We start from the raw sequence: 21,873 nt of genomic DNA, 5'->3' as shown, positions 1-21,873 counted from the left end.
CCGCTCAACGGGAAAGGCCCTCGCCGGGTTTCCGGCGGGGGCCTTTCCCGTTTCCCAACCGTCACCCCAAACGGTTGCGCACCCCGCTAGATTGACGAGGTTCACGCGGTTCGGGGGCTTTGCGCGTTTCCAACGGGTATTCAGGGGTGACTGTTCGTGAACAAATCCAGAAGCGCGAGATCTGTCGCGCGTTCTTTCGCCGTGCTCGCCGCCGCGGCCTTGCTGACCGGCGTGTTCGCCACACCGGCAGGCGCGGAAGATGAGCCGGCACCGACGTCGGTCGCGACGTCGGAGGCACCGTCGAGCAGCTCGGCCGTGCCGACGCCCACGGCACCGGAAAGCGAGCCGGCGCCGGACAGCAAGCCGGCGGTGGTCGAACCGAAGGCGGAGCGGGCGCAGGTCGCGGTCTCGGTCGATTTCGACAAGCCTTCATACGGGACCGACGAAGACGTGACCTTCACGCTCAAGCTGAAGAACGGCGCGACCCGCGCGACCGGCCTCACGATCTACCAGCAGAGTCTCGACCCGACCGACCTGGCCGTGCCGTACGGCGGCTGGGGTCCGCTCGCGAGTGCGCCGGGCGTGACGCTCGAACCCGAGGAGGCTTTCGAGCTGAAGGTCTCCGGCAAGGTCCGGGACCTCGACCAGCACACCGCGGTCGTGCGGGGGGTCCTGTTCGACGGGTCCGGTTCCAGCGCCAGCCAGTCGTTCAGCTTCAGCGTCCCGGTGACGAAGGTGTCCGGTCGCGCGACGGGGACCGTGTACGGGGACAAGAACGGCAACGGGTCGTTCGACAGCGGTGAGCAGCTGGCCGGCGCCAAGCTCACCTTGCGGTACGCCCACGGCAGCGGCACCTACACCGCCACGAGCGACGCCGCCGGGAAGTTCGGCTTCGACGTCTCGGCCGGGGACTACTACCTCGGCGGCGAGGTCGTCGACGGGTGGCTGATCCCGTGGCAGACCGTTCGGATCACGCCGGATTCGGAGGACCTGCTGGTCCGCGGGGCGCCGCCGTTGAACGGTGCGCTCAAGGCGTCGATGGCCTTCACCCAGGACAGCTACCAGGTCGGCGACCTGGCGCACCTCACCGTGACGCTGTCGAACTCCGGCTCGGTCCCGATGCGGGGCGTCGTGGCCGAGTGCAACCGGGTCGGGAGCGACTACGTCCTGCAGGGCACCGGGCCCGGCTGGGGTGACCTGGTCTATTCGCGTGGGGTGACGATCGCCCCCGGTGAGACCCGCACCTTCGATGTCACGGACACGGTGCCGAAGGCCGCGTTCAACCGCGGTCTCGTCATCGCGGCCTGCGACTTCGGGTACTACGAGGTCGACATCGAGAACCACGCGGAGGCCGACGACCACGCCGCGGTGCCCGGCGCCAAGGGCTCCGTCGTCGGTGACGTCACCCACGGTCCGGGCGAGGGGCTGGCCGGGGTCAAGGTCGTGCTCGTCTCCGACCAGCACTGCCCGGTCACCGGCGAGCAGACGACCGATGCGAAGGGGCACTTCGAATTCCACGACGTGGCGCCCGGCCCCGCGTACCAGCTCTACCTCCTGCCGCCGGCGGGTTGGAAGGTCAAGTACGAGAACCCGACCTCGATCGACGTCTGGGGTGGCCAGGACGGCCGGGTCGGGATCGACGTCGAGGAGGGTGACGCACCCTTGCCGACCGTGCCCGTCAACCCCGCGGACTGCGCGCCCGGTGCCCCGACGTCCACCACTGGTGCGGCGGGTGGTTCCGGCGGCGGTGAAAGCACAGGCGGTGGCCTCGCCTCCACCGGCGTCGACGCCTTCGGGCTCGGCGTGCTCGCACTGGCGGCCTTGGGTCTCGGCGGTGGACTGGTGATCGGCTCGCGCCGGCGCCGGAACGCGGCCTGACGAACACCGTGAAGCGCCCCCGGTCCACAAAGGACCGGGGGCGCTTTCGTTTCAGCGCAGGCTGCACCGCGACACGGGGAAGTCGAAGTAGGTGTCCGGGAACGGCTCGTTGTCGAGCGTGTAGTGCCACCACTCCTCGGGCAGGTTGTGGAAGCCGGCGGCGATCATGGTGCCGCGCAGCAGGTCGCGGTTCTGCCGCGCGACACCGGTGATCGCCGGGTTGTCGGTGTGGGCGAGCGGGTCGAAGCAGTCGTAGCCGGTGCCCATGTCGACCATGTTGTCGGGGAAGCGCTGGTTCCGCGGCGCGAAGCACGGCTTGAGCGGCTCACCGGGGAAGTACGGCCGCTGGAACCGCGGCGGGAGCTTCACGACCGTGAGGTCCATCGTGCTGCCGCGGCTGTGCCCGGACTTCTCGGCGATGTACCCGTCCTCGAACAGCCGGTCCTTGGCGACGTTCGGGTAGAACTCCGCCTTCATCTTCTCGTCGGCGAGGTCCTTCGCCCACCGCACGAAGTGGTCGACCGCGCGCTGCGGGCGGTAGCAGTCGTAGACCTTGAGCGTGTAGCCCTGCCTGAGCAACTTCGCCTGCGCTTGGCGAAGTCCCGAAGCGGCCTGCCGGGTCAGGATGCAGGTGGGTTCGAGGTAGCCGTCGATGCGCTGCCCGACGAAGTTGTGCGGGGTGGCGTAGCGGATGTCCTGCAGGATCGACGGGGCGACGTCGGAGAGCGCGACGAACTCGGCGGGCGCGGCCGGCGGTGCGGCCTGGGCGGTGCTGGGGACGGCGAGGGCGGCCACCGCGGTGAGGGTGACGGCCAGCGCTCGGAAGATCGGCATCTCCCTCGTTTATCAGCCGGAGGCCGGGCAAACAGCCGCCAACCGGTCAGGACCACCCTTCGGAGGTGGTCGCGCGCAGGAAGTCGTCCGTGGGCGGCTGCACCGGCCGTCCCTCGAACTGCGTCGACAGCACCACCGACGACCGCAGCTCGCCGTGCTTGCCGAGCCGCTCCAGCAGACCCTCGAAGTGTTCGAGCGAGGCCGCCCGGATCTTGAGCATCGTGCAGTGGTCGCCGGACAGGCGGTGGATCTCGACGACTTCCGGGTAGTCCTCGGACTTCGACGTCTTCAGCAGGCAGCTGCTCAGCGCGCAGCGCATCTCGACGAACGCCTGCAGGGGCTGACCCGCGCGCCGCGCGTCGACCTGCGCGCGGTAGCCGGTGATCACCCCGGTCTCCTCCAGCCGCCGCACGCGCTCGGCCACCGCCGGCGCCGAGAGGTTGATCCGCCGGCCCAGCTCCTTGAACGACAGGCGCCCGTCGGACTGCAGCAGGTCCAGCAGCCGCCAGTCGACGTCGTCCAGCGGCTTTTCCGAACGGAAGGTCATGGGCCCCATCTTCCTTCCGAAGAGCGGCCGTGGCGACGGATTTGCCGTCGTCCAGCCCTTCGAAAGATCGCCGGGAGTTCCTAAAGTTGCTGGTCATGGGGACTTCGACGGTGACCGGCCGGACCCGGTCGATGGGCGCGCTGTTCGCGGGCGTCGCGCTGCTCAACACGGCCACGGTCGGGCTGAGCACCGCGGCGACGCTGATCGTCGCCGCGGGCAGCGGACCGGGCTGGAGCGGGCTACCGAGCGTCGCGAACGTGCTCGGCACGGCCGCCGGCGCGCTCGGCGCGGGACTGCTGCTGCCGGCCCACGGCCGCCGTCGCGTGCTGGCCGCCGGGTACGGGGTCGCCGCGGCCGGTGCGCTGGTCGCGTTCGCCGGCGCGCTGACGACTTCACTGGTGCCGCTCCTGCTCGGCATCCTGCTGGTCGGCCTCGGCAACGGCGGCGCGCAGCTGTCGCGCTACCTGGCCGCGGACCTGTACCCGGAGGAACGCCGGGGCCGCGCGCTGTCGAACGTCGTCTGGGCCGGGACGATCGGGGCACTCGCCGGGCCGGCGCTGATGGCACCGGCGGCCGACCTCGCCACGCGCTTCGGCTGGCCGTCGCTGTCCGGGCCGGTCGCCGTCGCGGTGCTGGCCACGGCGGGCGCGGCACTGGCGGCCGCGTTCCTGCCGCGGCACGTCCCGCCCCCGCGGGAAAAGCCGGTGACGGCGCCGGTGCGCGCGACCGGCGTCGCGCGGCCGCTGGTCGCGATGGTCGCCGCGCAGCTCACGATGGTCGCGGTGATGACGATGACGCCGTTGCAGCTGGAGGACCACGGCCACGGTCTCGACGTCGTCGGCTGGGTGCTGAGCGCGCACCTGTTCGGCATGTTCGCGCTGGCGCCGCTGTCCGGCCGGATCGCCGACCGCTGGGGCCCGGGCGTCACGATCAACGCGGGTCTCGGGGTCCTGGCGCTGTCGACGGCGACCGCGCTGGCGGCACCGACCGCGCACACGTCCGGCCTGCCGGTCGCGTTGTTCCTGCTGGGGTACGGCTGGAACCTGGTGTTCGTCGGCGGCAGCGCGCAGCTCAGCCGCGATTTCGCCCCGGAGACGCGCAGCCGGGTGCAGGGGACCGTCGACGCCGTCGTGTGGTCGGCGTCCGCGCTGGCCGGGCTGGGCTCCGGGCAGCTGTTCGCCGGCGGCGGGTACGGGCTCGTCGTGGTCGTCGGCGGGGTGCTGGCCCTGCTCCCGCTGGTGCTGCTCGTCCCTCGTAACGGCCGGTAGCCGGGTCGTTGTCGGCAAATCTCTCGTCGCCGGGTGCGCGGTGCACTGGCGAAGATGGGCCGTGGCTGACTCTGTGCCCTTCACGGACAACTTCTCGGACCTCTCGAACACGCAGGGGTACCAGTTCGAATTCCGCTGCGAGCGCTGCGGCAACGGCTATCGGTCCGCTTTCGCGCGCGACAACATGGAAACCGGGCGAAGTGTGCTTCGCACGGTCGGCTCGTTCTTCGGCGGGACGCTGCGAGACCTGAGCAACTCGGCCGACCAGTGGCGCTACGACCGCGCGACCAACTCGCCGGCCAAGGACCGCGCACTGGCCGCCGCGGTCAAGGAGATCACCCCGAGCTTCCGCCAGTGCCGCGGCTGCGGCGACTGGATGTGCCACGACCAGTGCTGGAACGAGGAGATCGGCCAGTGCCTGCGCTGCTCGCCGAGCGTCGCCGAGGAGATCTCGCGCGCGCAGGCGTCGGCCCAGCGCGACCAGATCTGGGACAAGGCCCGTGACAAGGACTGGACGTCCGATCTCGACCTCGACACCCGGGCGAAGGTCACCTGCCCGGGCTGTGGCCTGAAGGCCGACGGCGGGAAGTTCTGCTCGTCGTGCGGGACTTCGCTGGCGCTCAAGGTCCGCTGCGGCGGCTGCGGGAGCGAGGGCAACAAGCCCGGCGCCCTGTTCTGCTCGGACTGCGGCGGCAAACTCTGACTGGAGTTCCCGGCACTTCATAACGAATCGATAACCAGCAGCCCCGGCGTTCAGGCGCCGGGGCTGCGCCATTGTGACCAACCGTGACACGCCCGGTTGGTCTAGACGCGATGCCCACCCATTCGGCCTAGTGAGCCTCGTCAAGTCGGCTCGACCAGTGGGAGATTAACCCGTTCGTGGCAGTTCTCATTCTTTGATCACGGCTGGACCCTTTGCCCGCTTGGCGCGAATGTCCCCACGGTTTCCATCCGTGAAGAACAGGGAGAACCATGCGATCAACTCCGTCGCGTCCGGGCCGGTGGCGAAGGGTGGTGACCGGCGCCGCGGCACTCGCCCTCGCGGCCGGCGCGGTCACGTACACCGGCTCGTCCACCGGCGCCTACGCCGACGTCCAGACCGTCACCGACACGAAGACCGCGTCCGACGGCAAGCAGTACTGGGTGCAGAACCACCTGGTGTCGAAGGATCTCGCGCGTGCGGAGAGCGGCACGCCGAAGAAGTGGCTGCTCGTCTGGGCCGGTGACGAGAACATCGCCGACACGCTCGTCAAGGACGTCAAGAACCTGCCGGGCACGCTCGGCGGCGGGCTCAACAAGATCAAGAACGCCTTGCCCGGCCCGGACTTCCTGGCCGTGATCGACGCGACGCAGGGGTCGCCGACGTACGGCAAGGTCGTCAACACCGCCACCGTCGGCCCGCTGGTCGAGAACGAGCCGCACCACATGCAGTACGTGTGGCACCAGGGCGACACCGTCTACGCCGGCGCGCTGTTCGCCGCCGCGACGTACGCCTTCGACGTCAGCGCGTTGCCGCAGCTCAAGCTCAAGGGCGTCAGCCTGCCGACGAACACGCTCGGCGGCTCGGTCCCCGACGCCTACTGGGTGCTCAAGGACGGCACCGCGTACGGCACGTACATGGGCGGCCCGGTCGTGCCCGGCCCGCACTCGTACGCCGACGGCTCCACCCAGATCGGCAACGGCTTCGCGGGCAGCCCCGGCGAAGTCGTCCACTTCGGGAAGAACGCCGAAGTCCTGTCCGAGTCCCCGGCGGCGACCCCGCAGGGCGACAACCAGAAGCTCTGCGACAACCTGCCGCAGCTGGGCAAGCCGACGTGCGCCAACCCGCACGGCATCCAGGCCCGCGAGGACCTGAACACGCTCGTCACGAGCGACTACGCCGAGCCGCGCAACATCATCCTCGACCCGGTGAAGCAGCCGTCGCCGTACCTGCGCCGGCCGACCGTGCGGACCTGGGACATCGCCGACCGCAACCACCCGAAGCTGAAGTCGGTGTCGTACCTGCAGGACGGCCCGCGCGCCGATCCCGCCGACCCGCTGCACGCCGAGAGCCGCGCGGTCATGGAGACCACGGTGACCAACTTGCCGGGCCACAAGGGCGCGTTCGCCCAGACCATGCAGGGCGGCGCGGTGTTCTACACGCCGGACATCACCGCGGCCGAGCCGCACTGGATCGAGGTGTTCGACGACGGCGCGGCCAACAAGTCGATCTACGCGAACAACGACTCGAACGGCGCCAGCTCCAACGGCGGCTGGATCCAGACCAGCCCGGACGACAAGTACCTCTACCGCGCGATCGTCGGGCGGCAGAAGGGCACCCTCTCGGCCGACGACCCCGGCACCACCGGCGGCGTCTACGTCCTCGACATCCAGAAGCTGGTCAACGCCGGTGACCGGATCGAGGACATCCAGGGCCGGGTCGACACCAAGGCGAAGGCGCAGCAGGGCGGGGGCGGCGACCTGCCGACCGTCGTCGGCGCGGCCCCGATCAACCCCGGCACGCCGGGCGCGGGCCCGCACTGGGGCGCCTACGACAACTGGGCGCTCGGCAGCGACGGTTTCTACCGCGAAACCACGACGCCGCAGCACCTCGCGGTGTCGAACTACTTCGTCGCGCGGTCCGGTTTGGACGGTGACCACAAGGTCAACCTGCTGAACCTCGGCCCGGACGGGAAGGTCGCGGTGGACTCGGACTTCCGGGACGAGTTCACCGGCCAGGTCGGCATCAACTTCAACCGCAAGTCGTGGCCGCACGGGGACTTCGGCAACGCCAAGCCGCACTCCGAGCTGTTCGTGGTCGCGGACGCGGACATCAAGTAGCCGACGCGGGCGGGGTCGCCCGCGGCCCCGCCCGTCTCCTCCCCGGAAGGTTCCGATGGATCACTCCCACGCCGCGCCCACCGGCTCGTCCACTGTGGACATACTGGCGCTGGTCCTCCGGCTGGCCCTCTTGCTTTCCACGGCTTTCCTCGCCGGCGGCGGCCTCCTGCGCCCGCCGGGGCGGCGCCCGCCGCGCACGCTGTACGTCCTCGGCGGGGTTTCGGCGCTGCTCGCCGTGGTGTCGGCCTTCGCCGTCGACGTCAACGTGGTCGCCCTGGCGATCCACGTCGTGCTCGCGGTGGCGGTGCCGGTCCTCCCTCGCGCGACCCGCTGGACATCGGCCGCGCTGCTGGTGCTCGTCGTGCTGGAGACGTCGCTCGGCGGCACCGGCGTCGAGTTCGCGATCGACACGGTCTTCGTCGCCGGGGCGGCCGTGTGGTTCGGCTTCGCGCTGCTCGGGCCGGTGACGACGGCGGCCGTCCGGCCCGGGCCCCTCGCGCTCACCCTCGGCGGCCTGCTGGTCCTGGCCGGCGCCGTCCGGTTCGGCTTGTCCGGCCTCGGGTTCGACCGGCGGCTGTACACGACGCTCTTCGGGCTCGCGGTGCTCGCGGTCGTGGTGCTGCCGGTCGTCGTGAGCGTGCTCGCCGGGGTTTTCCGGGGCCGCGCCTACCGGTTCGGCGCGGCCGCGGTCGCGCTCGGGTTCGTCGCGTGGAGCGCGCTCGGCGCGATCCCGGCACCACCGCCGCTGCCCGTGCCCGGCGTGCCGCTGCTGGCCGACGAGGCCGGGTTCCCCGTGCTGGTCAGCCCGCAGCGGCCGGGGCGCAACGTCGTCCACTTCCCGCCCGGCGCGGGCGACGACCTGTCCGTCGGGGCCGGCGGGCTGGTCACGAAGGCCGTCGCGCGGCCCGGCGCCGAGGGCACGTGGGCCGACGTCGACCTGCCGCCCGGCCGCAGCGACCTCGAGATCCGCCGCGGTGACGCGACGACGGTCGTCGAGGTCGACGCGGGCAGTGCGCCCGGTCCGTCGATCACCGAGGCGGACGCGCCGGAATGCGCGTCGGCGGCCCTCGGCGGCCTGGTCGCCGGCCGCTCCGACGTGCTGACGGCGTGCCCGTCCGACGCACTGACGCCGGAGGACAGCGGTGCGCTGGTCAAGCTCGTCGAGTTCCTCGCCGGGCGGAAGCCGTCCGCGATCACGCTGGTGGAGGACGACTCCCCACGCGGAGCCGCGGCGGCGAAGCTGGTGCGGGACACGGCATCGCGCACCGGACTGGCCGTGCGATCGGACGCCGGGCCCGACACCGCGCTCGTCGTCGTCTCGGGCTGGGCCGCGGGGTACACGGCGATGACGCGGGCCGCCGAGCTGCAACGGCTGGAGCCGATGCACCAGTACGGGCTCTACCTGGCGCCGTGGCTGCTGAACGGGCCGATCGTCAACGCGGTCGCGAGCGCGTCGCTGCCGCTGCGCTTCGACCCCCGGGACGCGACCGCGGTCGGGTACGCCGTCGCGGTCGGCGACCGCTTCGGCGGCGAAAGCCCGACGCTCGGCGGCTTCCGGAGCTGGCTGGGCGCGGACCGTTCGGCGGGGGAGGTGCAGATCTTCGCCGCCGCCCAGGTCAACGCCATGCCGATGTACCCCACCGAACCCCACGCCACCGGAATGGTGATGGACCGCGACTACGCGGGCCAGTGGGTCCCCGACGGAACCATCGTGCCCATCACGTCGGTTCTCCGCTGAAACCCCTGTAAGGAAAGGAAAAGCATGAAGCGTCTTGCTGCCCGCGTGCTGCTGCCGCTCGTCGCGGCGACGGCGTTCACCGGCCTGGCCGCCGGGGTCGCCTCGGCCGACCCGACGGACGGTTCCGTCTGGCTGGTGCCCGGCGTCGACCTCGGCAGCGTGCTCGGGCCGATCGGCCAGCCGGTCGACCTGCTCGCGCCCGTCTTCGACCTCATCACCGCTGTTTCCTGAAAGGCAGAGAACCCATGAAGAAGACCCTCGCTGTCGCGATCCTCACCGGTGCGGCCCTGTTCGGCGCGGCGGCGCCCGCGCTGGCCGCCGACACCCCCGGCGTTGTCGTGGTCGACGAGCCGGACACCAGTGGCCTGAACAACATCTGGACGTTCGCGCCGCTCGGCGTCCCGGTGCTCGGCCTGATCCAGTCGATCAACGGCGTGCCGGGCAAGATCCTGCCCTCCTTCTGACCCTCCGGCGGCCCCTCTCCCGAGGGGCCGCCGTTCGGGCAGGGGAGTGCCGCATCTCCCTCGGCGGGCGCGTGGTGACCGCGCGGAAGTCGCCGCCCGGCGGAAGTCGCCGCCTGCGTCAGCTGAGGGTCTTCGCGAACCAGTGCTCGGCGAACTGCCTGTTGTTGAAGGGTTCGACCTCGTCGTAGCCGAGCTTCGCGTAGAGCGCGCGGGCCTCGACGAGGTCGTGGCGGGTGTCGAGCCGCATGAGGTCCGAGCCGAGCCGCCGGGCCGCGTCCTCGGCGGCCGCCACCAGCACGGGTCCGCCCGCGGTCCCGCGGTGGGCCGGCTTGACGAACACCTTCGTCAGCTCGCTGATCCCCGGCGCGACGACGCGGGTCCCCGCGCAGCCCGCGACCTCGCCGTCGCGGTACCCGACGAGGAACGCCCCGGTGGGCGCCATCAGGTCGGTCCCGGGCTCCTCGGCGACGTACCGCGTGAGCTCGGCTTCGGTGATCGGACGCCCGTAGTAGCGCGAAGCGACTTCGTCCATGTACTCGCGCATGATCGCGACGGCGTCAGGGTGAGCGATGTCAATCTGGGTGATCTTCCAGTTCACGTCCTCATCCTGGGGTCGCTGTCCAGCGAATTGGCCGGGCCCCGGGCACCATGAAGGTATGACGACGATCACGAAGCGCCTGACAGTGGTGGCCGTCCTGCTGATCACGGTGGGTGCGGTCCTGCTGTCGGTGGGCGCGCTCGGCTTCCGGTCCGACGAGCAGGCCGACGCCAACATCGGCGCGGGGTTCGCCCTGCTGGCCGGGCCTTACATCGTGGGTCTGGGCCTGGTGTTCGCGCTGTCGGCGGGCTTGACCCACCTCACGACGCGCCGCCGCTGACGCTCCACAGCGTCGCGGGCAGCCGGTCGGCCAGGTCGGCCAGGTAGCCGGCCTCGGCCACGATGTTCTGCCTGGTCGCGCAGCCCTGACCCCAGGTGCGGGCGGACCCGTGCTCCACGACGACGTCCCGCTGCCCGAACCGCGGGTTCGCCGCCAGCCACCGGGACAGCTCGGCCGCCAGCCGCGGGTCCGTCGGCATCGTCACGCCCTGCCCCGGCACGATCCGCAGCTCCGGGCACGGCGGCACCCGCACCTGCGTGACGTGGATGTCACGGAAGTACGTGTGGTCGTCGAAGTGCCGGTACGGCTCTTGACCGTCGACGGCGATCACCGGCCGGTCGCCGTGGCGGAACTCGACCCACGACTTGTGGTCGCTGCCGGCCAGCGGAAGCCCGGTCGGGTGGATGACCCCGAACGTCGGCGCCGGGTTCGCGTCGCCGGCGACGCCGCTGTGGAACGTGCCGCCGCGCTCGGCCGCGAAGGCCTTGAACCAGTGCTCCCGGCGGCCCTCGACGTACTTCGTGTGCGAGCGCCACCAGAGCGCGGCCGCGGCCGCGAACCCGGCCACGATCAGGACGATCACCAGTGCCAGGATCATCAGAAGTCCAGGTCCTCACGGGTTTCTTCGTCGGATTGGGTCCGGCCGGTCTCGCCGTAGTCGCTCGCCTTCTTGGCGTTCTTGACGTGGCTGTTGAGCTTGCCGAGGTGGTCGTTCAGCGTCTTCGCCGGGTTGTCGCCGGGCTTGGCCGGGTTGAAGCCGAAGACGCCCTTGGCCGCCGCCTCGCCGCCCTTCTTCGCGATCTCGGACAGCGCGTTCTCGCCGGCCCGTTTGCCGATCATCCCCTCGGCACCCTTGAGCTTGTCCACCATGCTCTTCCCCGCGTTGCTGTCGGCGAGCTCCTTCAGCTTGCCCGCGGTTTTGCCTTCGGTGAAGATCTTGCCCAGCTTCGTCGCGGCCAGTTTGGCCTTCATCTTCTGCAGCCAGTCGAGGATCTTCTGCAGCAGCTCGCGGACCTTCGAGACCTTCTTGGTCGTCTTCGCGGCGGTCGTGCCGAGCTTGACCTCCGACGCCGTGCCCGCGGTCGCGACCGACGCTCCGCAGGACGGCACCGCGGCCGCCAGCGCCGGGATCCAGATCATGATCAGCCACGTGACCAGCTCGGTGAGGATCGCCTTGATCAGGTCCTCGATGAAGCTCATCAGCATGCTGCCCAGCTGCAGCATCTGCGCCATGTCGCCGGACTTCGCGGAGACCCCGCCGATGCCGTGGGCGAACTCGCCGAGCGACGTGCGCGCGGCGTCGCCGGCGTCACCCTTCCAGCCGGCCAGCGACGTGTCCGCGACCTCGGCGAAGTTCTTCGCCAGCTGGTCCAGCCCGGTCGCGATGGCGTTGAAGTTGTCCGCCGCGATGCCGAGCGCTGGCCCGTCGCCGCTGACGAAGTGGATCGCGTCCTGGATCGGCTGGACGGCGCTGATCAGGAAGTTCAGGCCCTGCCCGACGAGCCAGCCGAGCGGGTCGGTGGCGATGTCGGTGATCGTGCTCGCGCTCGACTGGATGAAGCTCGTCGTGTCGGTCGCGATGGTGCCGAGCCCGAGGGCGATGTCGACGCCGTCCGGGTGCGGCGCCGTGGCGGCCTTCGCCACCGAGACGAAGTCCTTGCCGACGGTCACGGCGCTGCCGACGAAGGGGGTCGCCTTGACCGCGTTGTCGACGTTCACCCCGAGCACGGTGGCCGGGTCGTCGCTCTTCACGCTGACGCCGCTCGCGACGTCCTGGAACTCCGCCATCGTTGCTCCTACGGCTTCTTCGGGCCGTCGAGCAGGACCTCGACCTGCCCGAAGAAGGCCTTGTGGTCGTCTTCGGTGCCCTGGTAGACGCTCGCCGCGTCGGTGAACTTGCCCTGCGCCGACGTCAGGCCTTCGGCCATCGACGCCAGCAGGTCGCGCAGCTCGTGCAGCGTTTCGTCGTACCCGTGCTTGGTGAACAGGCCCACCACGCCCCACGACTTGTCGCCGACGTCGGCCTGGCCGACCTTCTCGGTGAACTTCGCGCCCTGGTCCTTGTACTTGCCGAGCACGCCGACGTACTCGCGCAGCGCGTCGACCTCGACCTGGTAGCCGCCGGTTCCGTCGGGCATCAGTCCTCCTCGTCGAACAGGTTCCGCAGGAAGCTGTCGCCCGCGGACCCACCGCTCGCGGGCGGCGGCGGGGGTGGCGGGGTGTCGCCGGCCTGGCGCAGCACCCGCTCCTCGGAGAAGTCCTCGGCGGGGGCCGGCGGCGCCGGCGTTCCTTCCGCCAGCTTCGACCGCATCTCCTCGACCGTGGTTCCGAACGCGACGGCCTGGGTTTCGAGGACCTGGTCGACCAGGCCGAGCTCGTCGCCCAGGTGCTCCTGGACGAGCACCGCCTGCCGCCGGGCCGCGTCGCCGACGGCCTCGCGCAGGGTCGCCATGAGCGTCGCGGCCAGCGCCTGCGAGCCCTTCGCGAGCGCCGCGTCGGTGAACGTGACGTCGAGGACCGCGCCACCCGGACCGGTGACCACGGTCACGCCGCCGTCGGGCGACGACGCACCGGCTCTCAGCCCGGCCAGCTCCCGCTGCATCGCGTCGAGGCCGGCGTACCGGTCGTCGACGTTCCGGATGCCCGACTGGAACCGCTCGAACTCGGTCACCAGCTGCTCGAACTCCGCCGACATGTCTGTGGCTCCTCCCCGCTCGCCCGGTGCTCGCCACCCATCGTGGCTCCTCGGCGGCGGTGTGACGCACGGAACGCCCGATCCGATCCCACTGCGTCACCCGGTCGGGTAATGGGTAGGTTTCCGGCCGCAAGGGGAAGCAGGGGACGAGCGCTAGGAGTGCGTGATGAGCAGCAGCGAAGGGGCCGAGCGGCCCGACGAAGAGAAGAAGTCGAGCGGCAGCCACGCGGCGCCCGAGGGGGCGGGCGTGCACCCGCTCATCGACCTCTCCCGCGACCCGAACCCGGGCAAGCCGGACCACGCGAAGCCCGACGAGGACTGAACCGCGGGCCGGTCGGTCCGGAGACGCCAGGCGGGGGGCCTGGCTCCGGCCGGCCGGCGCGGTGCTCCGCCCGGTCCGGGAACATTCCCCAGGCCGGGGCTGTTGTAGACGCTGTGGCCGGTGGTCCCGGCCGCGATCACCCGGGAACGACCGGCGCCGGAAACCGCGGCGCCGCAACGGGGTGACCGGAGTGCGGAACATCCCGCGGCCCGGTGCTGTTCGGAGGTAGGCTGAAGGTTCGCCGACCTTCGGACCCCCCGCCGCGTTCCGCCCCGACCCGGGCGGGTATCTTTGGAGACCGTGCCCGGCATGCGTCGGGCCGCTCCGCGTGCCGTGCGGCATGGGCGGGGTGCTCAGGCACCCGGTCACCGGCTTCGGCAGGTCGGGGTTCCGACGGAAAAATCCCTCCGGGAAGTTACCGGTCGCGAGACCGTGACGCGGGCCGACACGCCCGACCGCGGGGGCCGGTGAAGACACGAAGAAGCAGATCACGACAGGAAGCTGGTCCATTGCCCACGATCCAGCAGCTGGTCCGCAAGGGCCGCCAGGACAAGGCTGCCAAGCAGAAGACCGCGGCCCTCAAGGGGAGCCCGCAGCGGCGTGGCGTGTGCACTCGCGTGTACACCACGACCCCCAAGAAGCCGAACTCGGCGCTTCGCAAGGTCGCGCGTGTGAAGCTGACCAGCGGCATCGAGGTCACCGCCTACATCCCCGGTGAGGGCCACAACCTGCAGGAGCACTCGATGGTGCTCGTGCGTGGTGGTCGTGTGAAGGACCTTCCGGGTGTCCGTTACAAGATCATCCGCGGTTCGCTCGACACGCAGGGTGTCAAGAACCGCAAGCAGGCGCGCAGCCGGTACGGCGCGAAGAAGGAGAAGAGCTAATGCCCCGCAAGGGTCCGGCCCCGAAGCGGCCGCTGATCTCCGACCCCGTCTACGCCTCCCCGCTGGTCACCCAGCTGGTGAACAAGGTGCTGAAGGACGGGAAGCGGTCCCTGGCCGAGCGCATCGTTTACGGCGCGCTCGAAGGCGCTCGCGAGAAGACGGGCACCGACCCGGTCGTCACGCTGAAGCGCGCCCTCGACAACGTGAAGCCCACCATCGAGGTGAAGAGCCGCCGCGTCGGTGGCGCCACCTACCAGGTGCCGATCGAGGTCAAGCCGGGCCGCTCCACCACGCTGGCCCTGCGCTGGCTGGTCTCCTTCTCGCAGGCTCGCCGCGAGAAGACGATGATCGAGCGCCTGCAGAACGAGCTCCTGGACGCTTCCAACGGCCTCGGTGCCTCGGTGAAGCGTCGCGAGGACACGCACAAGATGGCCGAGTCCAACCGGGCCTTCGCGCACTACCGCTGGTGATGACCGCCCGGCTGTCGACCAAGCCATGCCGGGCCCCAAGCTTGAGAACAGGGGAACACTCTCGTGGCACGTGACGTGCTGACCGACCTGACGCAGGTCCGCAACATCGGCATCATGGCCCACATCGACGCCGGCAAGACCACCACCACCGAGCGGATCCTGTTCTACACCGGGGTCAACTACAAGATCGGTGAAGTCCACGACGGCGCCGCCACCATGGACTGGATGGAGGAGGAGCAGAAGCGGGGTATCACCATCACCTCGGCTGCGACCACCACCTTCTGGGACGACCACCAGATCAACATCATCGACACCCCCGGGCACGTCGACTTCACCGTCGAGGTGGAGCGGAACCTGCGGGTGCTCGACGGTGCGGTCGCCGTCTTCGACGGCAAGGAGGGCGTCGAGCCGCAGTCCGAGCAGGTCTGGCGGCAGGCGGACAAGTACGACGTCCCGCGCATCTGCTTCGTCAACAAGATGGACAAGCTGGGCGCGGACTTCTACTACACCGTGAAGACCATCGTGGAGCGCCTCGGCGTCCGCCCGCTGGTCATCCAGCTCCCGATCGGCGCCGAGAACGACTTCGAAGGCGTCGTCGACCTGGTCCGCATGAAGGCGCTGACCTGGCGCGGCGAGGTCCAGAAGGGCGAGGACTACTCCGTCGAGGAGATCCCGGCCGACCTGGCCGAGCTGGCCGCGGAGTACCGCGAGAAGCTCATCGAGACCGTCTCCGAAGCGGACGACACGCTGATGGAGAAGTTCCTCGAGGGCGAGGAGCTGACGGAGGCCGAGATCAAGTCCGGCATCCGGAAGCTCACGATCACCCGTGAGGTCTTCCCGGTCCTGGCCGGTTCCGCGTTCAAGAACAAGGGCGTCCAGCCCATGCTCGACGCGGTCATCGACTACCTGCCGTCGCCGCTGGACATGCCGGCGGTCGAGGGCACGCTGACCGACGGGGAGACCCCGGCCACGCGTACCGCTTCGGTCGACGAGCCGTTCGCCGCGCTCGCCTTCAAGATCGCCGCGCACCCGTTCTTCGGCAAGCTGACCTACATCCGGGTGTACTCGGGCAAGGTCGCCGCCGGCGCTCAGGTCATCAACGCGACCAAGGAGCGCAAGGAGCGCATCGGGAAGATCTTCCAGATGCACTCCAACAAGGAGAACCCGGTCAACGACGCCCAGGTCGGCCACATCTACGCGGTCATCGGGCTGAAGGACACCACCACGGGCGACACCTTGGCGGACCCGCAGAACCCGATCGTGCTCGAGTCGATGACGTTCCCCGAGCCGGTCATCCGGGTCGCGATCGAGCCGAAGACGAAGGCCGACCAGGAGAAGCTGTCCCTGGCGATCCAGAAGCTGGCCGAAGAGGACCCGACGTTCCAGGTCAAGCTGGACGAGGACACCGGCCAGACGATCATCGCGGGTATGGGTGAGCTGCACCTCGAGGTGCTGGTGAACCGGATGAAGTCCGACTACAAGGTCGAGGCGAACATCGGTAAGCCGCAGGTCGCCTACCGCGAGACGATCAAGAAGACGGTCGAGAAGCTCGACTACGTCCACAAGAAGCAGACCGGTGGTTCCGGCCAGTTCGCGAAGGTCATCGTGAAGCTGGAGCCGCTCGAGCGCACCGATGGCGCGCTCTACGAGTTCGACAACAAGGTGACCGGTGGTCGCGTGCCGCGGGAGTACATCCCGTCGGTCGACGCGGGCGCGCAGGACGCGATGCAGTACGGCGTCCTGGCCGGCTACCCGCTCGTCGGGTTGAAGTTCACCCTGTTGGACGGTGCTTACCACGAGGTCGACTCTTCGGAGATGGCGTTCAAGATCGCCGGTTCCATGGCGATGAAGGAAGCCGCGAAGAAGGCTCACCCGGTGATCCTGGAGCCGATGATGGCGGTCGAGGTGACCACGCCCGAGGACTACATGGGTGACGTCATCGGTGACCTCAACTCCCGCCGTGGTCAGATCCAGGCCATGGAGGAGCGGTCGGGTACCCGCGTCGTCAAGGCGCTGGTCCCGCTGTCGGAGATGTTCGGCTACGTCGGTGACCTCCGGTCCCGCACGCAGGGCCGGGCGAACTACTCCATGGTGTTCGACTCCTACGCCGAGGTTCCCGCGAACGTCGCGAAGGAAATCATCGCGAAGGCGACGGGGGAGTAACTCCCCCCACCGCGCGCGGGCATTAAGGGACTCTCCTGAACGTCCGCAGCACCGACGAAGGAACATTCGGGGGTCGGCAGCCACGCCGGCCCCCGAGCACAAAGCGAAATCAGTCCAGGAGGACATTCCAGTGGCGAAGGCGAAGTTCGAGCGGAGCAAGCCGCACGTCAACATCGGGACCATCGGTCACGTCGACCACGGCAAGACCACGCTGACCGCGGCGATCACCAAGGTTCTGCACGACAAGTACCCGGAGCTCAACGAGTCCCGGGCGTTCGACCAGATCGACAACGCGCCGGAAGAGAAGCAGCGCGGCATCACGATCAACATCTCGCACGTCGAGTACCAGACCGAAAAGCGTCACTACGCCCACGTGGACGCCCCCGGTCACGCGGACTACATCAAGAACATGATCACCGGTGCCGCTCAGATGGACGGCGCGATCCTCGTGGTCGCGGCGACCGACGGCCCGATGCCGCAGACCCGTGAGCACGTGCTGCTCGCCCGCCAGGTCGGCGTGCCCTACATCGTGGTCGCGCTGAACAAGGCCGACATGGTCGACGACGAGGAGATCCTGGAGCTCGTCGAGCTCGAGGTCCGCGAGCTGCTGTCCTCGCAGGAGTTCCCCGGCGACGACGCCCCGGTCGTGCGCGTCTCGGGCCTCAAGGCCCTCGAGGGCGACGAGAAGTGGGCCGAGGCCGTTCTCGAGCTGATGACCGCCGTCGACGACAACGTGCCGGACCCGGTGCGCGAGCTCGACAAGCCGTTCCTCATGCCGATCGAGGACGTCTTCACGATCACCGGTCGCGGCACCGTCGTCACCGGCCGCGTCGAGCGTGGCGTGGTCAACGTGAACGAAGAGGTCGAGATCGTCGGCATCAAGGAGAAGTCGACCAAGACGACTGTCACCGGTGTCGAGATGTTCCGCAAGCTGCTCGACCAGGGCCAGGCGGGCGACAACGTCGGCCTCCTCGTCCGCGGTATCAAGCGCGAGGACGTCGAGCGCGGCCAGGTCGTCGTGAAGCCGGGTACCACCACCCCGCACACCGACTTCGAGGGCCGGGTCTACATCCTGTCGAAGGACGAGGGTGGCCGTCACACCCCGTTCTTCAACAACTACCGCCCGCAGTTCTACTTCCGCACCACCGACGTGACCGGCGTCGTGACCCTCCCCGAGGGCACCGAGATGGTCATGCCGGGCGACAACACCGACATCTCGGTCGCGCTGATCCAGCCGGTCGCGATGGACGTGAACCTGCGCTTCGCCATCCGCGAGGGTGGCCGCACCGTCGGTGCGGGTCAGGTCACCAAGATCATCAAGTGATTTAGGCGCCCGCCCGGGGGCAATACACCCCCGGGTCAGGGGCGTCAAATCACGTGTGCGACACTATTCAGGTTGCTCGTCCTGGGGCGGCCGATCCCTTCGGGTATTTGACGAACGGGTCCGGCCGCCTCGGTGCGAGTGGCCACGGTCCGCCGAGCTCTTCCTTCGGGTTGCAGGCGAGCGGGCAAAGGCAGTGAGACGACAGCGCTTGCAAGAGCAGAGCCGGCTCATAGCCTCCTCACGTTGAGGAAGACCAGGCAAGACGACGATCCCACGGGATCCGTCTGTGCGTCGGGCGCGACACGCCCGACCGCGTGGACCGGGGACAGGGCCGTTGAACTGCGGAAACTCTGGTCAGGATGGCGACATCCGGACCGAGTTTGTGAGATAGCGGCACGAGACGACAAGGAACGAGCAGCCACCATGGCGGGACAGAAGATCCGCATCCGGCTCAAGGCCTACGACCACGAGGCGATCGACACCTCGGCGCGCAAGATCGTGGAGACGGTCACGCGCACCGGAGCCCGTGTTGTCGGGCCGGTGCCGCTGCCCACCGAGAAGAACGTTTACTGCGTCATCCGCTCGCCGCACAAGTACAAGGACTCGCGCGAGCACTTCGAGATGCGCACGCACAAGCGTCTGATCGACATCCTCGACCCGACGCCGAAGACGGTCGACGCGCTCATGCGCATCGACCTGCCGGCGAGCGTCGACGTCAACATCCAGTAAGCGTTGGGCGAGCGGCGGAGATAAGAGACTCATGTCTGACAGGCAAATGAAGGGCATCCTGGGCACGAAGCTCGGCATGACCCAGGTCTTCGACGAACAGAACCGGGTTGTCCCGGTGACCGTCGTCCAGGCCGGCCCGAACGTGGTGACCCAGGTTCGGACCCAGGACAAAGATGGCTACACGGCCGTGCAGCTGGCGTTCGGCGCGGTCGACCCGCGCAGGGTGAACAAGCCGCGCACCGGCCACTACGACAAGGCGGGCGTGACCCCGCGGCGCTTCCTCGCCGAGCTGCGCACCACCGACGCCGAGACCTATGAGGTCGGCCAGGAGATCACCGCCGAGGTGTTCGCCGCCGGCGTCGAGGTCGACGTCACCGGTACCAGCAAGGGCAAGGGCTACGCCGGTGTCATGAAGCGCCACGGCTTCAAGGGCCAGGGCGCGAGCCACGGTGCCCAGGCCGTGCACCGCCGTCCGGGCTCGATCGGTGGCTGTGCCACCCCGGGCCGCGTTTTCAAGGGCGTGCGCATGGCAGGCCGGATGGGCAGTGACCGGGTCACCACGCAGAACCTGACCGTGCACGCCGTGCGTGCCGAGGACGGCCTGCTGCTGATCAAGGGCGCCGTGCCCGGTCCCAAGGGCGGCCTGCTGTTCGTGCGCAGCGCCGCGAAGGGTGGTAACTCCGAATGACAAGCGTCGAGCTGAAGACCCCGGCCGGTAAAGCCGACGGCACCGTGGACCTCCCCGAGGAGATCTTCGACGTGCAGGCCAATGTCGCGCTGATGCACCAGGTCGTGGTGGCCCAGCAGGCCGCCGCCCGCCAGGGCACGCACGACACGAAGACCCGTGGTGAGGTCTCCGGTGGCGGCAAGAAGCCGTACCGGCAGAAGGGCACCGGCCGTGCCCGCCAGGGTTCGACCCGCGCGCCGCAGTTCGTCGGCGGTGGCGTCGTCCACGGCCCCACGCCGCGCGACTACTCCCAGCGCACCCCGAAGAAGATGAAGGCCGCCGCTCTGCGTGGCGCCCTCTCCGACCGGGCGCGCGCCGGCCAGCTGCACATCGTCACCGAGCTGGTGACCGGTGAGAAGCCGTCCACCAAGGCCGCCAAGGCCGTGCTCGCCGCGGTGACGCAGGCGAAGCGCGTGCTCGTGGTGCTGCACCGGGACGACGAGTACAGCTGGGTTTCCCTGCGGAACCTGCCCGAGGTGCACCTGCTCTGGGCCGACCAGCTCAACACCTACGACGTGCTGGTCAACGACGACGTCGTGTTCACCAAGGCCGCGTACGACGTGTTCGTCGCCGGCCCCGCCCGCGGCAAGACCGTCAAGGCTTCCGCGCGGTCGGGCGAGGTCACGGAAGGGAGTGACGAGAAGTGAGTTCGGTCGCCATTCCGGACCCCCGCGACATCCTGCTCGCGCCGGTCATCTCCGAGAAGTCCTACGGGCTGCTCGAGGACCACAAGTACACGTTCATCGTCCGCCCGGACGCCAACAAGACCCAGGTCAAGATCGCGGTCGAGAAGGTGTTCGGCGTCAAGGTGGTCAGTGTCAACACGGCCAACCGCAAGGGCAAGCGTAAGCGGACTCGCGCCGGCTTCGGCAAGCGCAAGGACACCAAGCGCGCCATCGTGACTCTTTCGCCTGAAAGCAAGGCGATTGAGATCTTCGGCGGACCCACCGCGTAAAGGACTGAGCTGACAATGGGCATCCGCAAGTACAAGCCGACGACCCCCGGTCGTCGCGGTTCGAGCGTCTCGGACTTCGCCGAGATCACTCGCTCCACCCCGGAGAAGTCGCTGCTGCGTCCGCTGAGCGGCACCGGCGGTCGTAACTCGTCCGGCAAGATCACCACCCGGCACAAGGGTGGCGGCCACAAGCGCGCGTACCGGCTGATCGACTTCCGCCGGAACGACAAGGACGGCGTTCCCGCCAAGGTCGCGCACATCGAGTACGACCCCAACCGGTCCGCTCGCATCGCGCTGCTGCACTACGCCGACGGCGAGAAGCGCTACATCATCGCGCCGGAGAAGCTCAAGCAGGGTGACACGGTTGAGAACGGCCCCCGCGCCGACATCAAGCCGGGCAACAACCTGCCGCTGCGCAACATCCCGGTCGGCACCGTGATCCACGCGATCGAGCTCCGCCCCGGCGGCGGCGCGAAGATGGCGCGGTCCGCGGGCGCGAAGGTGCAGCTCGTCGCCAAGGACGGTCCGTACGCCCAGCTGCGTCTCCCCTCGGGTGAGATCCGCAACGTGGACGTGCGCAACCGCGCCACCATCGGCGAGGTCGGCAACTCCGAGCACGCGAACATCAACTGGGGCAAGGCCGGCCGCAACCGCTGGCGCGGCAAGCGCCCCACGGTCCGCGGTGTCGTCATGAACCCGGTCGACCACCCGCACGGTGGTGGTGAGGGTAAGACCTCCGGTGGTCGCCACCCGGTCAACCCGAACGGTAAGCCCGAGGGTCGCACGCGCCGGCGCAAGCCGAGCGACGCCCTCATCGTCCGCCGCCGGCGTACCGGCAAGAACAAGCGCTGAGCAGGGAGGTAGAAGAACATGCCACGTAGCCTCAAGAAGGGCCCCTTCGTGGACGACCACCTGCTCAAGAAGGTGGACGTGCTCAACGAATCGGGCAAGAAGACCGTGATCAAGACTTGGTCGCGCCGCTCGACGATCATCCCGGACTTCCTGGGTCACACGATCGCCGTGCACGACGGCCGCAAGCACGTCCCGGTGTTCGTCACCGAGGCCATGGTGGGTCACAAGCTGGGCGAGTTCGCCCCGACGCGGACCTTCAAGGGTCACATCAAGGACGACCGCAAGTCGCGCCGCCGCTGAGCGGGCACGAAACAAGACAGGAAGT

The 21,873-nt window shown here is 69.4% G+C and carries 27 protein-coding genes; 19 read left to right on the top strand and 8 right to left on the bottom strand.

The features are described from left to right. Positions 1-140 precede the first annotated feature (140 nt). On the bottom strand, positions 141-467 hold the full coding sequence (locus tag ACZ7OU_RS02920; protein ID WP_470239538.1) for a hypothetical protein: 327 nt from the start codon (positions 465-467) through the stop codon (positions 141-143). On the opposite strand from ACZ7OU_RS02920, the gene ACZ7OU_RS02915 reads away from it, so the two are divergent. Further along, positions 451-1,878: a hypothetical protein gene (locus ACZ7OU_RS02915; protein ID WP_470254039.1), complete on the top strand. Its 1,428-nt coding sequence runs from the start codon at positions 451-453 to the stop codon at positions 1,876-1,878. The two genes, ACZ7OU_RS02920 and ACZ7OU_RS02915, sit on opposite strands and share 17 nt — an antisense overlap. 51 nt (positions 1,879-1,929) lie before the next feature. Here the strand turns inward: ACZ7OU_RS02915 and ACZ7OU_RS02910 are convergent, their stop codons facing one another. Together ACZ7OU_RS02910 and ACZ7OU_RS02905 are read right to left on the bottom strand one after the other, a co-directional pair. Then, positions 1,930-2,712 carry a M15 family metallopeptidase gene (locus ACZ7OU_RS02910; protein ID WP_470254038.1) on the bottom strand — a complete coding sequence of 261 codons (783 nt, stop codon included), beginning with the start codon at positions 2,710-2,712 and terminating at the stop codon, positions 1,930-1,932. 46 nt (positions 2,713-2,758) lie between these two features. Next, complete coding sequence (locus ACZ7OU_RS02905; protein WP_470239535.1) at positions 2,759-3,259, bottom strand: Lrp/AsnC family transcriptional regulator; 501 nt, start codon at positions 3,257-3,259, stop codon at positions 2,759-2,761. A gap of 95 nt (positions 3,260-3,354) precedes the next feature. On the opposite strand from ACZ7OU_RS02905, the gene ACZ7OU_RS02900 reads away from it, so the two are divergent. From ACZ7OU_RS02900 to ACZ7OU_RS02875, 6 genes are all read left to right on the top strand, one after another. Then, positions 3,355-4,527, top strand: coding sequence for an MFS transporter (locus tag ACZ7OU_RS02900; protein ID WP_470254037.1), 1,173 nt, complete (start codon positions 3,355-3,357; stop codon positions 4,525-4,527). 61 nt (positions 4,528-4,588) lie between these two features. Then, complete coding sequence (locus tag ACZ7OU_RS02895; RefSeq protein ID WP_470239533.1) at positions 4,589-5,230, top strand: zinc ribbon domain-containing protein; 642 nt, start codon at positions 4,589-4,591, stop codon at positions 5,228-5,230. Positions 5,231-5,499: 269 nt separating this feature from the next. Then, entirely contained in the window at positions 5,500-7,347 is a 1,848-nt protein-coding gene (locus ACZ7OU_RS02890; RefSeq protein WP_470254036.1) for a hypothetical protein, read from the top strand. A gap of 55 nt (positions 7,348-7,402) precedes the next feature. After that, complete coding sequence (locus ACZ7OU_RS02885) at positions 7,403-9,085, top strand: hypothetical protein (RefSeq protein WP_470254035.1); 1,683 nt, start codon at positions 7,403-7,405, stop codon at positions 9,083-9,085. Positions 9,086-9,109: 24 nt separating this feature from the next. Then, positions 9,110-9,316 (top strand): hypothetical protein, encoded by a 207-nt coding sequence (locus tag ACZ7OU_RS02880; RefSeq protein WP_290062581.1) that lies wholly within the window; start codon positions 9,110-9,112, stop codon positions 9,314-9,316. Positions 9,317-9,330: 14 nt separating this feature from the next. Continuing rightward, positions 9,331-9,549, top strand: a complete 219-nt coding sequence (locus ACZ7OU_RS02875) for a hypothetical protein (RefSeq protein ID WP_470239529.1) — start codon at positions 9,331-9,333, stop codon at positions 9,547-9,549. Between the two features lie 118 nt (positions 9,550-9,667). Here ACZ7OU_RS02875 and ACZ7OU_RS02870 read toward each other — a convergent pair whose 3' ends face one another. After that, positions 9,668-10,147, bottom strand: a complete 480-nt coding sequence (locus tag ACZ7OU_RS02870; RefSeq protein WP_470254034.1) for a GNAT family N-acetyltransferase — start codon at positions 10,145-10,147, stop codon at positions 9,668-9,670. Positions 10,148-10,205: 58 nt separating this feature from the next. Between ACZ7OU_RS02870 and ACZ7OU_RS02865 the strand changes: the two genes are divergently transcribed. Beyond that, positions 10,206-10,427, top strand: a complete 222-nt coding sequence (locus ACZ7OU_RS02865) for a hypothetical protein (protein WP_470254033.1) — start codon at positions 10,206-10,208, stop codon at positions 10,425-10,427. On the opposite strand, the gene ACZ7OU_RS02860 is transcribed toward ACZ7OU_RS02865, so the two are convergent. The 4 genes from ACZ7OU_RS02860 to ACZ7OU_RS02845 are packed head-to-tail and all read right to left on the bottom strand — an operon-like array spanning position 10,408 to position 13,122. After that, entirely contained in the window at positions 10,408-11,025 is a 618-nt protein-coding gene (locus ACZ7OU_RS02860; protein ID WP_470254032.1) for a hypothetical protein, read from the bottom strand. The two genes, ACZ7OU_RS02865 and ACZ7OU_RS02860, sit on opposite strands and share 20 nt — an antisense overlap. Then, on the bottom strand, positions 11,025-12,215 hold the full coding sequence (locus tag ACZ7OU_RS02855) for a hypothetical protein (protein ID WP_470254031.1): 1,191 nt from the start codon (positions 12,213-12,215) through the stop codon (positions 11,025-11,027). The genes ACZ7OU_RS02860 and ACZ7OU_RS02855 overlap by 1 nt, the downstream gene beginning before the upstream one ends. A gap of 8 nt (positions 12,216-12,223) precedes the next feature. After that, entirely contained in the window at positions 12,224-12,565 is a 342-nt protein-coding gene (locus ACZ7OU_RS02850) for a hypothetical protein (protein WP_470239525.1), read from the bottom strand. Next, a complete protein-coding gene (locus tag ACZ7OU_RS02845) occupies positions 12,565-13,122 on the bottom strand; it encodes a YbaB/EbfC family nucleoid-associated protein (RefSeq protein WP_470254030.1) in 558 nt (185 codons plus the stop codon). The genes ACZ7OU_RS02850 and ACZ7OU_RS02845 overlap by 1 nt, the downstream gene beginning before the upstream one ends. 166 nt (positions 13,123-13,288) lie before the next feature. Between ACZ7OU_RS02845 and ACZ7OU_RS02840 the strand changes: the two genes are divergently transcribed. The 11 genes from ACZ7OU_RS02840 to rpsS all read left to right on the top strand — a co-directional run bounded on the left by ACZ7OU_RS02840 (position 13,289) and on the right by rpsS (position 21,848). Then, positions 13,289-13,444, top strand: a complete 156-nt coding sequence (locus ACZ7OU_RS02840) for a hypothetical protein (RefSeq protein ID WP_470239523.1) — start codon at positions 13,289-13,291, stop codon at positions 13,442-13,444. Positions 13,445-13,953: 509 nt separating this feature from the next. After that, positions 13,954-14,328 (top strand): 30S ribosomal protein S12, encoded by a 375-nt coding sequence (rpsL, locus tag ACZ7OU_RS02835; RefSeq protein ID WP_003102113.1) that lies wholly within the window; start codon positions 13,954-13,956, stop codon positions 14,326-14,328. Beyond that, positions 14,328-14,798 (top strand): 30S ribosomal protein S7, encoded by a 471-nt coding sequence (gene rpsG / locus ACZ7OU_RS02830; RefSeq protein WP_003102106.1) that lies wholly within the window; start codon positions 14,328-14,330, stop codon positions 14,796-14,798. The genes rpsL and rpsG overlap by 1 nt, the downstream gene beginning before the upstream one ends. A gap of 63 nt (positions 14,799-14,861) precedes the next feature. Next, positions 14,862-16,961 (top strand): elongation factor G, encoded by a 2,100-nt coding sequence (gene fusA, locus ACZ7OU_RS02825; protein ID WP_470239522.1) that lies wholly within the window; start codon positions 14,862-14,864, stop codon positions 16,959-16,961. A gap of 130 nt (positions 16,962-17,091) precedes the next feature. Then, on the top strand, positions 17,092-18,285 hold the full coding sequence (gene tuf, locus ACZ7OU_RS02820) for an elongation factor Tu (RefSeq protein WP_155548869.1): 1,194 nt from the start codon (positions 17,092-17,094) through the stop codon (positions 18,283-18,285). A gap of 423 nt (positions 18,286-18,708) precedes the next feature. Continuing rightward, positions 18,709-19,014 carry a 30S ribosomal protein S10 gene (gene rpsJ, locus ACZ7OU_RS02815; protein ID WP_003102098.1) on the top strand — a complete coding sequence of 102 codons (306 nt, stop codon included), beginning with the start codon at positions 18,709-18,711 and terminating at the stop codon, positions 19,012-19,014. Positions 19,015-19,045: 31 nt separating this feature from the next. Further along, positions 19,046-19,702, top strand: a complete 657-nt coding sequence (gene rplC / locus ACZ7OU_RS02810) for a 50S ribosomal protein L3 (protein WP_470239521.1) — start codon at positions 19,046-19,048, stop codon at positions 19,700-19,702. Then, positions 19,699-20,388, top strand: a complete 690-nt coding sequence (gene rplD / locus ACZ7OU_RS02805; protein ID WP_155548870.1) for a 50S ribosomal protein L4 — start codon at positions 19,699-19,701, stop codon at positions 20,386-20,388. The genes rplC and rplD overlap by 4 nt, the downstream gene beginning before the upstream one ends. Then, complete coding sequence (rplW, locus tag ACZ7OU_RS02800; protein ID WP_284745387.1) at positions 20,385-20,696, top strand: 50S ribosomal protein L23; 312 nt, start codon at positions 20,385-20,387, stop codon at positions 20,694-20,696. Before rplD ends, rplW begins: the two co-directional genes overlap by 4 nt. 15 nt (positions 20,697-20,711) lie before the next feature. Then, complete coding sequence (gene rplB / locus ACZ7OU_RS02795; RefSeq protein ID WP_284745388.1) at positions 20,712-21,548, top strand: 50S ribosomal protein L2; 837 nt, start codon at positions 20,712-20,714, stop codon at positions 21,546-21,548. A gap of 18 nt (positions 21,549-21,566) precedes the next feature. After that, on the top strand, positions 21,567-21,848 hold the full coding sequence (gene rpsS, locus ACZ7OU_RS02790) for a 30S ribosomal protein S19 (RefSeq protein WP_026468892.1): 282 nt from the start codon (positions 21,567-21,569) through the stop codon (positions 21,846-21,848). Positions 21,849-21,873: the final 25 nt, after the last annotated feature.

This window comes from Amycolatopsis sp. NPDC114505, from assembly GCF_055633615.1.
The sequence above is the reverse complement of the archived record's forward strand: the minus strand, read 5'-3'. Positions and strand labels throughout refer to the sequence as shown.

What these genes read in the sequence shown, in the direction of transcription:
- ACZ7OU_RS02855 (WP_470254031.1), bottom strand. Translation starts at nt 12,215, where the DNA reads ATGGCGGAGTTCCAGGACGTCGCGAGCGGCGTCAGCGTGAAGAGCGAC.
- rplD (WP_155548870.1), top strand. Translation starts at nt 19,699, where the DNA reads ATGACAAGCGTCGAGCTGAAGACCCCGGCCGGTAAAGCCGACGGCACC.
- rplC (WP_470239521.1), top strand. Translation starts at nt 19,046, where the DNA reads ATGTCTGACAGGCAAATGAAGGGCATCCTGGGCACGAAGCTCGGCATG.
- ACZ7OU_RS02875 (WP_470239529.1), top strand. Translation starts at nt 9,331, where the DNA reads ATGAAGAAGACCCTCGCTGTCGCGATCCTCACCGGTGCGGCCCTGTTC.
- ACZ7OU_RS02905 (WP_470239535.1), bottom strand. Translation starts at nt 3,259, where the DNA reads ATGACCTTCCGTTCGGAAAAGCCGCTGGACGACGTCGACTGGCGGCTG.
- ACZ7OU_RS02900 (WP_470254037.1), top strand. Translation starts at nt 3,355, where the DNA reads ATGGGGACTTCGACGGTGACCGGCCGGACCCGGTCGATGGGCGCGCTG.
- ACZ7OU_RS02860 (WP_470254032.1), bottom strand. Translation starts at nt 11,025, where the DNA reads ATGATCCTGGCACTGGTGATCGTCCTGATCGTGGCCGGGTTCGCGGCC.
- ACZ7OU_RS02885 (WP_470254035.1), top strand. Translation starts at nt 7,403, where the DNA reads ATGGATCACTCCCACGCCGCGCCCACCGGCTCGTCCACTGTGGACATA.
- rplB (WP_284745388.1), top strand. Translation starts at nt 20,712, where the DNA reads ATGGGCATCCGCAAGTACAAGCCGACGACCCCCGGTCGTCGCGGTTCG.
- rpsS (WP_026468892.1), top strand. Translation starts at nt 21,567, where the DNA reads ATGCCACGTAGCCTCAAGAAGGGCCCCTTCGTGGACGACCACCTGCTC.
- ACZ7OU_RS02910 (WP_470254038.1), bottom strand. Translation starts at nt 2,712, where the DNA reads ATGCCGATCTTCCGAGCGCTGGCCGTCACCCTCACCGCGGTGGCCGCC.
- ACZ7OU_RS02850 (WP_470239525.1), bottom strand. Translation starts at nt 12,565, where the DNA reads ATGCCCGACGGAACCGGCGGCTACCAGGTCGAGGTCGACGCGCTGCGC.
- ACZ7OU_RS02880 (WP_290062581.1), top strand. Translation starts at nt 9,110, where the DNA reads ATGAAGCGTCTTGCTGCCCGCGTGCTGCTGCCGCTCGTCGCGGCGACG.
- ACZ7OU_RS02840 (WP_470239523.1), top strand. Translation starts at nt 13,289, where the DNA reads ATGAGCAGCAGCGAAGGGGCCGAGCGGCCCGACGAAGAGAAGAAGTCG.
- ACZ7OU_RS02890 (WP_470254036.1), top strand. Translation starts at nt 5,500, where the DNA reads ATGCGATCAACTCCGTCGCGTCCGGGCCGGTGGCGAAGGGTGGTGACC.
- ACZ7OU_RS02845 (WP_470254030.1), bottom strand. Translation starts at nt 13,122, where the DNA reads ATGTCGGCGGAGTTCGAGCAGCTGGTGACCGAGTTCGAGCGGTTCCAG.
- ACZ7OU_RS02865 (WP_470254033.1), top strand. Translation starts at nt 10,206, where the DNA reads ATGACGACGATCACGAAGCGCCTGACAGTGGTGGCCGTCCTGCTGATC.
- rpsG (WP_003102106.1), top strand. Translation starts at nt 14,328, where the DNA reads ATGCCCCGCAAGGGTCCGGCCCCGAAGCGGCCGCTGATCTCCGACCCC.
- rpsJ (WP_003102098.1), top strand. Translation starts at nt 18,709, where the DNA reads ATGGCGGGACAGAAGATCCGCATCCGGCTCAAGGCCTACGACCACGAG.